Source organism: Streptosporangium sp. NPDC051022 (assembly GCF_040683035.1).
Classification (GTDB): domain Bacteria; phylum Actinomycetota; class Actinomycetes; order Streptosporangiales; family Streptosporangiaceae; genus Streptosporangium.
In genome coordinates, this window is record NZ_JBFBCF010000011.1 from 51,816 (window position 1) to 65,003 (window position 13,188).

Sequence of the window (13,188 nt, forward strand, 5' to 3'; positions counted from 1 at the left end):
GGAAGCGCCATATGAAGGCGGAGGAACGCTGGCAGGCCAGGTTCCGAGCGCCGCGAGTGACGCTGCCGGTGTGGGCGCGCCATGCTCCCGCCAGGACCGTCTACCGGAGCAACGCCTCCGGCGCGTGGGAGATCTACGCCTGGGACCGCGCGGCAGGCTCGACGCGTCAGGCGACGGCTCGTCCCAAGGGCACCTCGCACGGCACGATCGACCCCACCGGTCAGTGGATCTGGTGGTTCTCCGACACCGACGGCGACGAGTGGGGCCGCTGGATGCGCCAGCCCTTCGCCGGAGGCCCCGACGAGCCGATCGACCTGCCGCCCGGTTTCCCGTCCGGGATCGGGCTGTCCGCGACGGGCGAGGCGGCGATCGGCATGGCCAGGCCCGGCGAGGGCTTCAAGATCTATGTCGTACGGCCCGGCGAGCCCGCGCGCGTCGTCTACGAGCACGCCGAGGCCGCCTCCGTGGCCGCCATGTCCCTGGACGGCTCCCTCATCGCGATCAGCCACAGCGAGCACGGCGACTCCCGCCACCCCGCGCTGCGGGTGCTCAGGCGCAGCGGCGCCGTCGTCGGCGACCTGCGCGACGGCAAGGGCAGGGGCGTGCTCGGCCTGCGCTTCGCGCCCGTGCTCGGCGACCGCAGGCTGCTCACCCTGCACGAGCGCAGGGGCCGCAGGGAGCCGCTGGTGTGGGATCCGGAGAGCGACGACCAGCGGGAGATCTGGCTGCGCGACCCCGGCGAGATCACCGCCGACTGGTACGACGACGGCCGCTCGCTGCTCGTCGTGCGGGCCAACCGCGGCCGCACCTACCTGCACCGCTACGACCTGGCGGGCGGCAGGATGTTCCCGATCGAGACCCAGCACGGCGTGATCGACGCCGCCGCGCCCCGGCCGGACGGTTCGGTCGAGTACTCCTGGTCGAGCGGCGCCCACCCGCCGGTGATCAGGTCGACCAGCGGCCACGTGGTGATGAACCACGGCGGCCCGACCTCGCCGCCGTCGGTGCCGGTCGAGGACGTCGACGTGGAGGGCCCGGGAGGGCGCATCCACGCGCTGGTCTCGCGCCCGGAGCGCGGATCGGGGCCGTTCCCCACGATCTTCCTGCTGCACGGCGGGCCCAGCTCGCAGGACGACGACTCGTTCGTGCCCCAGGTGGCCGCGTGGGTCGACCACGGCTTCGCGGTCGTCCGGGTCAACTACCGGGGGTCGACCGGCTACGGCTCCGCCTGGCGGGACGCCCTGAGCGGCGAGGTCGGCCACATCGAGCTGGCCGACGTGGCCGCGGTCCGGAGCCTCATGATCGACCGTGGCGTCGCGGACCCGGACCGGCTGGTGCTGGCCGGAGCCTCGTGGGGCGGCTACCTCACGCTGCTCGGCCTGGGCACGCAGCCCAAGCTGTGGTCGGTGGGCATCGCCACCGTGCCCATCGCCGACCACCTGGCCACCTACCAGGAGGAGACCGAGGCGCTGCGGGCCTACCACCGCGCGCTGCTCGGCGGCTCGCCCGACGAACAGCCCGAGCGCTACGTGAACTGCTCGCCGATCGCCTACGTCGACCAGGTCGAGGCGCCGGTGCTGATCCTGGCCGGGGAGAACGACCCGCGCTGCCCGATCGGGCAGATCGAGGCCTACGTCTCCCGGCTCGCCGCACGCGGCCACGTGCACGAGGTCTACCGCTACGACGCGGGGCACGGCTCGCTGGTCGTCTCCGAGCGCATCGCCCAGATGTCGGCCCAGCTCGACTTCGTCCGCAAGCACATCAAGCCAGGCTGCTGACCACGCGCCCAGGCCCGCGACGCCGCCGGGCGCCATGAAGAAACGTCGCGAAGAAACACCACGAAGAAACGTCGCGAAGAAACACAACGTCGCAGAAACACGCCCTACCGGGCGCGGAGGACCACGATCGCCATGTCGTCCGCGCTCGGCTCGGGTGCGAAGTCCTGTACCGCGCGGCGGATCCGCTCGGCGACCGCCCGCGCCGACAGCCCCACGCACTCGGCGAACAGCTTGGCCAGTCCCCCGTCGTCGTCGAGCAGCCTGCCGCCCTGACGCCGCTCGGTCACCCCGTCGGTCACCGCGAGCAGGACGTCGCCGGGGTCGAGGTGGACGAGCTGGGCCTTGAAGGTCGCCTCGGGGAAGACGCCCAGCAGCGACTGGGAGGTCACCACGGTGTCCACGACGCCGCTCTGCCGCAGCCGCAGGGCCTCGGGGTGGCCCGCGGAGACCATCCACACGTCCAGCCCCGTCGCCACGGGCTTGATCTCCCCGTGCAGCAGGGTCAGGAAGCGGGCCCGGTCGCCCTCCTCCAGGATCGCCTGGTTGAGGCGGTCGAGGACGGCGGCCACGCCGTACCCCTCCCTGGCGAGCAGGCGCAGGGTGTGGCGGGCCAGGCCGGTGACCGCGGCCGCCTCCGGGCCGGTCCCGCAGACGTCGCCGACCGCGAACCTCCAGGAGCCGTCGCCGGCGGCGAACAGGTCGTAGAAGTCGCCGCCGACCTCGTTGGTCTCCCCGGCGGGCTCGTAGACGACGGCGGGGTCGAGCCCGGGGATCTCGCCGGGCTCGTCGGGGGGCAGCAGGCTGCGCTGGAGCGCCCGGTTCGCCGCCGCCTGGGTGGCGTAGAGGCGGGCGTTGTCCATGGCCAGGGCCGCGCGGCGGCCGATGTCCTCGGCGTACTGGAATATGTCCTCGGCGAACCGGTCGGGGCGGCCCAGGCACATCACGCCCAGCGCCCTGCCGCGCGCCAGCAGCGGGATGACGAGCATCTGCGAGTCGCCGAGCTGCATGGCGCCGCCCGCCTGCGGGATCTGGACCGTGGCGAGTTCCTCGCGCAGCTCGTCGATGCGCCGCTCGTCGGTGTGCCACAGGTAGGCGGGGCGCTGCGGGCCGCCGCCGTCGGTCCAGGTGTAGACGGCGCACCAGGTGGCGAGACGGGGCACCACGATCTGGGAGATGATCGCGGGCACCATGTCGGGATTGAGCGTGCCCGCCAGCAGGTCACTGGCGTCGGCGAGGAAGCCCATCCAGAGCGGCCCCCGGCTCGGCTCCTCGGCTGTCCACTCCGCTACCTGCGCCTCGGCGGAACCCGACAGCCTCAGTCTCGCCCAGTGGGTACGCTGCTGTCCGGTGAAGGTTACGCCCCACTCCTCGACCGGCACACCGGGACGGCCCGGAGCCGTCTCCGACGCGCCCTTCTGCCGCACCTCGATCCTCAGGCCGTCGCCGAGATGGCTCCAGACGACCTCGAACGGCACGTCGGCCGTCTGGGAGACGATCTCCCCCACCAGTCGCTCCGCGTCGGGGAGCACGGACATGGCCGCCCAGGCGGTCATCACCTCCGAGGTGAACCGCCTGGCTGCCGGGACGGCCGTGTCTCCTGGGGCGAACGTCGCGGCCAGGACGGCGCGGGGAACACTGGTCACTGTTCCGTGCCTACCACACTTGCCGCTGACATGGGGTAAATCGAAGGCGGGACTCGGAGTTGCGCACCGTGACAGACTGGGATGACTCGCGGCTGCGCCCCCCGGGAGTCAAGGAGGTCTCATGACCACGGCCAACACCGTGTCTGGCGTCGAGGAGCGACGTTACACCGAGTCGGACCTGCAGCCGATTCTTCAGACATTGATCACCTGGCGCGACGGTGACATCCGGCGCCGGGTGCCGCACGCTCCCCCGGGGATCCTGAGCGAGATCCGCCTGCTGCTCAACGAGGTCGCCGACCGCCGCGAGCACCTCGCCAACGAGCTGCACCGCGTGCGCCGCGAGGTGGTGCGGGAGGGGCGCTTCGGCGAGCGTCTGACCCCCGGGCCGGGCGTGGGGTCGTGGACCGAGAGCGTCGACTCGGTGAACGCGTTGATCGACGCGCTGGTCGGGCCGGTCAGCGGGGCGGCGGACGTGATCGACGCGGTGGCCAAGGGAGACCTGTCCCGCAGGATCGACCTGCGACGCGGCGCGCGCGGCGAGGTGCGCCGTCTCGGCAAGGCGGTCAACGGCATGGTCGACCAGCTGTCGCTGTTCACCTCCGAGGTGACGCGCGTGGCGCGCGAGGTCGGCACGGAGGGCCGCCTGGGCGGCCGGGCGAACGTGCGGGGCATGTCGGGCAGCTGGCGCGACCTCACCGAGGCCGTGAACACCATGTCCAGCCGCGTCTCGGCGCAGGTCCGCGACATCGCGCTGGTCACGACCGCGGTCGCGAAGGGCGACCTGAGCCGCAAGGTCACCGTCGACGCGGTCGGCGAGATGTTCGAGCTGAAGACCACCGTCAACACGATGGTGGACCAGCTGTCGGCCTTCGCCGAGGAGGTCACCCGGGTGGCCCGCGAGGTCGGCACCGAGGGCGAGCTGGGCGGCCAGGCGCAGGTGCGCGGCGTCTCCGGTGTGTGGAAGGACCTCACCGACAACGTCAACTTCATGGCGGGCAACCTCACCACGCAGGTCCGCGCGATCGCCTCGGTGGCGACGGCGGTGGCGCAGGGCGACCTGTCGAAGAAGATCACCGCTGACGCGCAGGGTGAGATCCTCCAGCTCAAGGACACCCTGAACACCATGGTCGACCAGCTGTCGATGTTCGCCGACGAGGTCACCCGCGTCGCCCGCGAGGTCGGCACCGAGGGGCAACTCGGCGGCCAGGCCCGCGTCCGCGGCGTCTCCGGGGTCTGGAAGGACCTCACCGACAACGTCAACTCCATGGCCAACAACCTGACCTACCAGGTCCGCAACATCGCCGAGGTCACCACCGCCGTGGCGAACGGCGACCTCACCCGCAAGATCGACGTGGACGCCCAGGGCGAGATCCTCGCGCTGAAGACCACCATCAACACCATGGTCGACCAGCTGTCCTCCTTCGCCTCCGAGGTCAGCCGGGTCGCCCGCGAGGTCGGCACCGAGGGGCAGCTGGGCGGTCAGGCACAGGTGCGCGGCGTCTCCGGCACCTGGAAGGACCTCACCGACAACGTCAACGTGATGGCCAACAACCTCACGACCCAGGTCCGCCAGATCGCGGCCGTGTCCACCGCGGTGGCGCAGGGCAACCTCTCCAAGAAGATCACCGCCGACGCGCAGGGCGAGATCCTCCAGCTCAAGGACACCCTGAACACCATGGTCGACCAGCTGTCGATGTTCGCCGACGAGGTCACCCGCGTCGCCCGCGAGGTCGGCACCGAAGGCCAGCTCGGCGGCCAGGCCCGCGTCCGCGGCGTCTCCGGCGTGTGGAAGGACCTCACCGACAACGTCAACTCCATGGCCAACAACCTGACCTACCAGGTCCGCAACATCGCCGAGGTCACCACCGCGGTCGCCAACGGCAACCTCACCCGCAAGATCGACGTGAACGCGCAGGGCGAGATCCTCGCGCTGAAGACCACCATCAACACCATGGTCGACCAGCTCTCCTCCTTCGCCTCCGAGGTCACCCGCGTGGCCCGCGAGGTCGGTTCCGAGGGCAAGCTGGGCGGCCAGGCCCGCGTCGAGGGCGCCGAGGGCATCTGGAAGCGGCTCACCGAGAACGTCAACGAGCTCGCGGGCCGTCTCACCACGCAGGTCCGCGCGATCGCCGAGGTCACCACGGCCGTCGCCAGGGGCGACCTGACCCGCTCGATCACCGTCGACGCCGAGGGCGAGATCGGTGAGCTGAAGGACAACATCAACACGATGGTGTCCAACCTGCGCGACACCACCACGGCCAACCAGGAGCAGGACTGGCTGAAGTCCAACCTGGCCCGGATCTCCCGCCTCATGCAGGGCCATCGCGACCTGATGGAGGTCGCCAGGCTGATCATGAGCGAGCTGACCCCGCTGGTCTCCGCCCACTACGGCGCCTTCTACCTGGCCGAGCCGACCGGCGACCACGACCTCCTCCTGATCGCCGGCTACGGCGCGCGCCCCGGCTCCCGGATCCGGCAGCGCTTCGCGACCGGCGAGGGGATCGTCGGGCAGGCCGCGCTCGAAGGCAGGGGGATCGTCCTGCGGGACGTCCCGGCCCGCTACCTGACCGTGGACACCGGCCTCAGCAGCTCGGTGCCCGCCCAGATCGTGGTGCTGCCGATCCTGTTCGAGACCCAGGTCCTCGGCGTGCTGGAGCTGGCCTCGTTCAGCCAGTTCGGCGAGATCCACCACGACTTCATGAACCAGCTCGTCGAGACCATCGGCGTCACGATGAACACCATCATCGCCAACTCCCGTACCGAGGACCTGCTCACCGAGTCGCAGCGCCTCACCACCGAGCTGCAGGAGCGCTCGGACGAGCTCCAGCGCCAGCAGGAGGAGCTGCGCCGCTCGAACGCCGAGCTGGAGGACAAGGCCGCCCTGCTGGCCAAGCAGAACCGGGCCATCGAGATCCAGAACTTCCAGATCGAGCAGGCGCGCCGTACGTTGGAGGAGCGTGCCGAGCAGCTCGCGGTCTCCTCCCGCTACAAGTCCGAGTTCCTGGCCAACATGTCCCACGAGCTGCGCACCCCGCTGAACAGCCTGCTGGTGCTGGCCAAGCTGCTCACCGAGAACGCCGAGGGCAACCTCACCGTCCAGCAGGTGGAGTTCGCCAAGACCATCCACGGCGCGGGCTCGGCCCTGCTCCAGCTGATCAACGACATCCTCGACCTGTCCAAGGTCGAGGCGGGGCGGATGGACATCCACCCGCAGCAGATCTCCCTGCCCAAGCTCGTCGACTACTTCGAGGCCACCTTCGCCCCGCTGGCCCAGGACAAGGGGCTGTCGTTCGCGGTCGAGGTCGACCCGTCGGTCCCGCAGGAGCTGCGCACCGACGAGCAGCGCCTGCAGCAGGTGCTGCGCAACCTGCTCTCCAACGCGATCAAGTTCACCCCCAAGGGCGAGGTACGGCTGCGCGTCCTGCACGCGCCCCGCAGCATCGCCTTCGTCGACGACACCCTGCGCGGAGCCGACGGCATCCTGGCCTTCGAGGTGGTCGACACCGGCATCGGCATAGCCGCCGACAAGCTGGAGGTCATCTTCGAGGCGTTCCGGCAGGCCGACGGCACCACCAGCCGCAAGTACGGCGGGACGGGCCTGGGCCTGTCGATCTGCCGCGAGATCGCCCGCCTGCTCGGCGGCGAGATCCACGTCTTCAGCGAGGTGGGCCAGGGCAGCACCTTCACCCTGTACCTCCCGCCGTCCTACGTCGGCCCGCTGGCCTCACGCGACGGCGGCGCGGCCGCGTCGACCTCCCTGCCCCGCGGCCAGACGATCGTCGGGGTGCTGGAGGAGCCGGAGGAGCTTCCGGAGATCCCGCTGCCCGAGGAGATGCCGGTCTCGCACTTCCCCCGCCAGGAGGTCACGGCGTGGAAGGGCGACGACCCGCTCACCGGCGCCAAGATCCTGATCGTCGACGACGACATCCGCAACGTGTTCGCGCTGACCAGCGTGCTCGAACGGTACGGCTCGACGGTGGTCTACGCGGAGAACGGCCGCGAGGGCATCGAGCAGCTCGAGCGCAACGAGGACGTCGCCCTGGTGCTGATGGACATCATGATGCCCGAGATGGACGGCTGGGCGACCACGTCCGCGATCCGCCGGATGCCGCAGTTCGCCGACCTGCCGATCATCGCGCTCACCGCCAAGGTCATGCGGGGTGACCGGGAGAAGAGCATCGCCTCCGGCGCCTCCGACTACGTTCCCAAGCCCGTGGACGTCGACCGTCTGCTGGAACGGCTGCGCGGCTGGCTCACCCGGGGCAAGCCCGCAGGCGAATCCAACGAAGGGGCCCGATAGATGCCGGACCGCGCCAAAATCCTCCTGGTCGACGACCGTGAGGAGAACCTCATCGCGCTTGAGGCCATCCTCAGCTCGCTCGATCTTGTGCCCGTACGGGCCAGGTCCGGTGAGGAGGCGTTGAAGGCCCTGCTCAACACCGAGTTCGCACTGATCCTCCTGGACGTGCGGATGCCCGGCATGGATGGGTTCGAGACCGCGTCCCACATCAAGCGCCGCGAGCGCACCCGCAACATCCCGATCATCTTCCTGACGGTGGTCGACAGCGCCCCCGACTACGCCTTCCGCAGCTACGCGGCCGGCGCCGTCGACTATCTCACCAAGCCGTTCGACCCCTGGGTGCTCCGGGCCAAGGTCGCGGTGTTCGTCGAGCTGTACAACATGAACCGCCGCCTGGCCGAACAGGCGAGCATGCTCCGTGAACGCCTGGGCGCCGAGCTTCCCCCCGGTGACGCGGACACCCAGGCGGCCGTGCTACCCGAGCTGTCGAGACGGCTCAGCGCGGTCGAACAGGAGCTCTCCCGGGTCGTCGAGACGGCCCGCAGGTCCGGCAACGCGAACCTCACCGGCCCGCTGTCGGACCTGTCGCACCGGCTCAGCCACCTCAGAGCGGGCTTCGACGCCCTCTCCTGACCCCCTTCTCCGGCGGCCTCCCCGGGAGGTCCTCTCCCCGGACCTCCCGGAGCCACGGAGACCTTCGCGACGTACGGCCCGCCGGACCGGCCGGCCGCGCCGGCCACCACGGCGGATGGCCGGGCCCTAACGGCGGGCGCGCTCCAGGGCGTCCCAGAAGCCGCGGCGCAGCGCGTGACGGACCTCGTCGTGCAGCAGGAAGTCGATCGGCAGGGAGGATCCCTGCAGGAGACGGGCCTCCAGGTCGGAGGGCATGCGGGGCTTGCGGGCCAGGACGGCCTCCAGCCACAGGGCGGGGGCGTCCTTGGCCACGGACTCGCCGAAGTCGTATCCCTCCTTGTGGGCCGCCTGCACGGCGTCGGAGAGCGTGGTCGTGCCGCCGCCCGGGCTTCCCTGGACCGGAACCGGAGCCGCCTGGGGGCCGGTGTAGGCGCCGAGCTGGCCCGGCTGGTATCCGGAGACGCCGCCGCTGCCCGGCGAGGCGTACGGCGGGGCGGTGCCCACCGGCGGAACGGCCGGGGTTCCGGAGACGACGGGCTGCGGGGCGGGGGTCTGCGGCTGCGCCGGTTGGGCCGGTTGCATCGGCTGGACCGGTGCGGCGACGGGCGCGGTGGCGGGGGGCTCCGGGGAGTAACCCGGGTAGGCGGGCAGCGCGGGCTGTGAGTGGGCCGCCCTGGAGGGCTGGGCCACCGGCATGGGGCCGGTCGGCGGGGCGCCGTTGACGAGGGAGGCGGTGGCCTGGCCGTTGGCGCCCGGCTGGTGACCGTTGGTCAGGGCGGGGGGCTCCGCCGCGCCGGTGTTCAGGGTGACGTAGGGCCGCAGGTGGCTGCCGCCGATCTCGATCAGGTCGTCGCACTCCTGGCGGAGCGAGCGGGACACGGCCCAGCCGCCGTCCGCGGTGATGTGCACGACGGTGACCCGGATGCCGAGGTCCTGGGCGTCGCAGACGACCTGCGCCAGATCCTCGTCACCGCTGACCACGACCGCGTCGCAGACCGCGCTGTTGCGGGCCAGGGTCATCAGATCGCGGTGGACCTGGGCGTCCACTCCCTCGCGGCGGCCCGGCCGGATGCGCGAGAGGCGGAGTTTGAGACCGGGGATGTCGGCCAGCGCGTCGTGCTCCGGGGTGCGGCGGCCCTCGACGGTCGCCTCGTACCAGTAGCAGCGCAGCAGCGGCAGCCCGGTGCGCTCCTTGGCCAGATTGTTCAGTAGTTTGAGCAGCCCCGGGTAGTCCCAGGAGACCGCCTCGCGGTGGCGGGTGCCGTGCACCGCCATCGCACCGTCAGCCAGCAGGTAGCCAGCGTCCACGAACAGCGCGCAGCGATCCACGCGACACCGCCCTTCCTACGTGGCCCGGCTCTTCCGGCTCAGAAAAGCCTGAAGGAACCCCTGAGAGACCAGAACAGGCGGCCCTTTCTCAGGGTAATCAAGCAGCTGATCGTCCGAGGGTGAATCCCGACGATTCGACCCGCGCGTGACCATACACCGGAGCGTCCACGCAGACCGTACCAGTTTGTCCCGTTCTTGCGGCCCCCCTCCGAGGGCGTCTTCCGTCGTTCCCGAACCCACCCCCCGCCCGCTCCGGGCTCCGCTCGGGCCGCCCTAGTCTTGTTGCCATGAGCGATCGTGAGAACCTGCTGACCGAGATCAAGGCCAAGGGCGTCGTGCACGGCAAGGTCGTGCTGTCCTCGGGGAAAGAGGCCGACTTCTACGTCGACATGCGCCGGGTGACCCTCGACGGGCAGGCGGCGCCGCTGGTCGGCGGGGTCATGCTGGACCTCACGGAGGACCTCGACTACGACGCGGTCGGCGGGCTGACCCTGGGCGCGGACCCGGTGGCGGCCGCCATGCTGCACGCGGCGGCGGCACGCGGCCGGACGCTCGACGCCTTCGTCGTCCGCAAGGCGCAGAAGGCGCACGGCATGCAGCGCAGGATCGAGGGGCCCGACGTGGCGGGGCGCAGGGTGCTGGTGGTCGAGGACACCTCGACGACCGGCGGATCCCCGCTGACGGCGGTCGAGGCGCTGCGCGAGGCGGGCGCCGAGGTCGTGGCGGTGGCCACGGTCGTGGACCGGGGAGCCGCCGCCGCGATCGCCGAGGCGGGCCTGCCGTACCTGACGGCCTACAGCCTCCAGGACCTCGGCCTCGCCTGAGCCCCGCGAACCCCGGACCCCGGACCGCGAACCCCGGCCGGTCCCGCGGACGCCCGGGACCCCGCCCGCGAAGGTACGGCCCCCGCGCGAGCGGACCGGGGGTTCGGCGGAGTCAGTCCCGGGAGGCCGTGAACTCCTCGCGCTCCCCGGGATCGCCCGGGGGGCGTTCGATGTCGTTCACCCGCACCTCTACGGAGGCGGAGTCGGCCAGCACCACGTCGATCCTGGGCTCGAAGAACCGGACCTGCTCGTCTTCGACCATCTCCCGGTTGAGCAGCACGTCTCCCCCGGCGACCCTGAGGAAGACCGTGGGGCAGCGTTCCCGCAGGCACCGGACGAGCACCGTCGGGACCCGCTCGGGAGGGGCGGAGGACACAGCGGCGGACGAGGGGTCGGACGAGGGGACCGGGGACGGAACGGCGGGCCGGGGGCCGGAGCCGAGCGCGCCGGACAGCGACAGGACGCCGACCACGATCAGGGCGACCAGCGCCAGCGCCGCCAGACCCACGAGCGCGAGGCGGGCGATGCCCATCGGATCAGACCTGTGGCGTCCCACAGTGTGGAGGGTAGCGGCTGGGGCTCGGGGCGCACGACCAACCGGGAAAGATAGGCCGGGAACCCGGGAGAACGGTCAGCGCCACTGGTCGTCGTGGCTCGGCGCCGCGGCGGACTCGGCACGGCGGTGCCTGCCCTGTGCCTGCGGCGGTACGGCCGCGCGGCCCTCCTTGCGCCCCTTCATGATCTCCCGGATGATCGGGATGACGGACAGCAGGATGATCACGAAAGCGCCCGGCAGGATGTACCTGTCGATGTTGGGCACCGCCGAGCCGACCACGCGGCCGAAGATCAGCATGCCGTCGGTCCACAGCACGGCGCCGACGCAGTTCCACAGGAAGAACCGCTTGCGGTCCATGCCGAGCATGCCCGCGACCGGGTTGAGGAACGTCCGCACGATCGGGATGAACCTGGCGAGCACCACGGCCTTGGCCGGGCCGAACTTCTGGAAGTAGTGCTCGGCCTTCTCGACGTACTCCCGCTTGAAGAGCTTGGAGTCGGGCCTGTCGAACATCCTGCGGCCGTACCTGGCGCCGAGGTGGTGACCGAGCTGGGCGCCCGCGATGGCGCACAGCGGCGCCACGACCAGCAGCACCGGGAACGACAACGGTTCGAGGCCGGGAATGGCCTTGGCCGCCTCGGCCGTACTGAAGATCCCCGCGGCGACGAGCAGCGAGTCACCGGGCAGGAAGAAGCCGAGCAGCAGCCCGGTCTCGGCGAAGATGATGCCGAGCACCCCGATGGTGGCGAACGGGCCGAGCAGGCCGAGCCACCACTTGGGGTCGAGGATGTTATGCAGGAGGTCCATCGGCCTGAAGCCTACCCGGGTCGGAGACTCCAGATCGAGAGATCCCACTGGCAGAAGTGTTGCCCGCCCTGTCCGGGCGGGAAGGAACCCGGGATACTAACCATTGGGCCATGTCTTTTGTAAGACCCGGCGCCAGCTGCTGACCGCCGTCTCTAGGGAGATGACACCGAATGCCTATCGCGACTCCAGAGGTCTACGCCGAGATGCTCGACCGGGCCAAGGCCGGTGAGTTCGCCTATCCGGCGATCAACGTGACCTCGTCCCAGACCCTCAACGCCGCGCTCAGGGGTTTCGCCGAGGCGGAGAGCGACGGCATCATCCAGGTGTCGACCGGCGGGGCCGAGTTCCTGTCCGGCACCACCGTCAAGGACATGGTGATCGGTGCGACGGCGCTGGCCGAGTACGCCCGGGTCGTCGCGGCCAAGTACCCCGTGACGGTCGCGCTGCACACCGACCACTGCCCCAAGGACAAGCTTGACGGCTTCGCCCGCCCCCTGATCGACATCTCTCTTGAGCGGGTGGCGCGCGGCCAGGACCCGCTGTTCCAGTCGCACATGTGGGACGGCTCCGCCGTACCGCTCGAGGAGAACCTGGACATCGCCCAGGAACTGCTGGACAAGGCCTCCCGCGCGAAGATCGTCCTTGAGGTGGAGATCGGCGTCGTCGGCGGCGAGGAGGACGGCGTCGTCGGCGAGATCAACGAGAAGCTCTACACCACCCCGGAGGACGCCCTCGCCACCGCCGAAGCCCTGGGCCTGGGCGAGCGGGGCCGCTACCTGCTGGCCGCGACCTTCGGCAACGTGCACGGCGTCTACAAGCCGGGCCACGTCAAGCTCCGGCCGAGCGTGCTGAAGGAGATCCAGGAGGCCGTCGGCGCCAAGTACGGCAAGGAGAAGCCGTTCGACCTGGTCTTCCACGGCGGCTCCGGCTCGCTGCTCGAGGAGATCCACGAGGCGATCTCCTACGGTGTCATCAAGATGAACATCGACACCGACACGCAGTACGCCTTCACCCGCCCGATCGCCGACCACATGTTCCGTAACTACGACGGCGTGCTCAAGGTGGACGGCGACGTCGGCAACAAGAAGGCCTACGACCCCCGCTCGTACGGCAAGGCCGCCGAGACCTCCATGGCCGCCCGGATCGTCGAGGCCTGCCAGCACCTGAAGTCCGCGGGCACCAAGCTCACCTGATCCGCGGGCACCGGGCTCACCCGGGCGGCGGACACCGAGCACCCGAGCGGCTCCGCGCCGCGCCCGCCCGCCGGAAGACCGTCACGTGACGGCGTCCGGCGGCGGGCGCGGGCGGCACGGCCGAC

9 protein-coding genes are annotated in these 13,188 nt (G+C 70.9%); 5 read left to right on the plus strand and 4 right to left on the minus strand.

Annotated elements, in window-relative coordinates:
* Positions 1 to 11: 11 nt before the first annotated feature.
* Complete coding sequence (locus AB0N02_RS19455; protein WP_363948156.1) at positions 12 to 1,778, plus strand: prolyl oligopeptidase family serine peptidase; 1,767 nt, start codon at positions 12 to 14, stop codon at positions 1,776 to 1,778.
* Positions 1,779 to 1,882: 104 nt separating this feature from the next.
* On the opposite strand, the gene AB0N02_RS19460 is transcribed toward AB0N02_RS19455, so the two are convergent.
* On the minus strand, positions 1,883 to 3,421 hold the full coding sequence (locus AB0N02_RS19460) for a SpoIIE family protein phosphatase (RefSeq protein WP_363948159.1): 1,539 nt from the start codon (positions 3,419 to 3,421) through the stop codon (positions 1,883 to 1,885).
* Between the two features lie 121 nt (positions 3,422 to 3,542).
* On the opposite strand from AB0N02_RS19460, the gene AB0N02_RS19465 reads away from it, so the two are divergent.
* Both AB0N02_RS19465 and AB0N02_RS19470 read left to right on the plus strand, forming a co-directional pair.
* Positions 3,543 to 7,721 carry a HAMP domain-containing protein gene (locus AB0N02_RS19465; protein WP_363948161.1) on the plus strand — a complete coding sequence of 1,393 codons (4,179 nt, stop codon included), beginning with the start codon at positions 3,543 to 3,545 and terminating at the stop codon, positions 7,719 to 7,721.
* Positions 7,722 to 8,354, plus strand: coding sequence for a response regulator (locus AB0N02_RS19470; protein WP_363948164.1), 633 nt, complete (start codon positions 7,722 to 7,724; stop codon positions 8,352 to 8,354).
* Between the two features lie 126 nt (positions 8,355 to 8,480).
* Here AB0N02_RS19470 and AB0N02_RS19475 read toward each other — a convergent pair whose 3' ends face one another.
* Positions 8,481 to 9,683: an NYN domain-containing protein gene (locus AB0N02_RS19475; RefSeq protein ID WP_363948167.1), complete on the minus strand. Its 1,203-nt coding sequence runs from the start codon at positions 9,681 to 9,683 to the stop codon at positions 8,481 to 8,483.
* 287 nt (positions 9,684 to 9,970) lie between these two features.
* Here AB0N02_RS19475 and pyrE point away from each other — a divergent pair, with 287 nt between their 5' ends.
* Positions 9,971 to 10,507, plus strand: coding sequence for an orotate phosphoribosyltransferase (pyrE, locus tag AB0N02_RS19480; RefSeq protein WP_363948170.1), 537 nt, complete (start codon positions 9,971 to 9,973; stop codon positions 10,505 to 10,507).
* Between the two features lie 112 nt (positions 10,508 to 10,619).
* Here the strand turns inward: pyrE and AB0N02_RS19485 are convergent, their stop codons facing one another.
* Both AB0N02_RS19485 and AB0N02_RS19490 read right to left on the minus strand, forming a co-directional pair.
* Positions 10,620 to 11,063, minus strand: coding sequence for a hypothetical protein (locus tag AB0N02_RS19485; RefSeq protein WP_363948172.1), 444 nt, complete (start codon positions 11,061 to 11,063; stop codon positions 10,620 to 10,622).
* A 75-nt stretch (positions 11,064 to 11,138) separates the two neighbouring features.
* Positions 11,139 to 11,870: a DedA family protein gene (locus AB0N02_RS19490; protein WP_363948175.1), complete on the minus strand. Its 732-nt coding sequence runs from the start codon at positions 11,868 to 11,870 to the stop codon at positions 11,139 to 11,141.
* 170 nt (positions 11,871 to 12,040) lie between these two features.
* On the opposite strand from AB0N02_RS19490, the gene fbaA reads away from it, so the two are divergent.
* The gene (gene fbaA, locus AB0N02_RS19495) at positions 12,041 to 13,063 is read left to right on the plus strand and encodes a class II fructose-bisphosphate aldolase (protein WP_363948178.1); all 1,023 of its coding nucleotides are present in this window, start codon (positions 12,041 to 12,043) and stop codon (positions 13,061 to 13,063) included.
* The last annotated feature ends 125 nt before the right edge of the window (positions 13,064 to 13,188 follow it).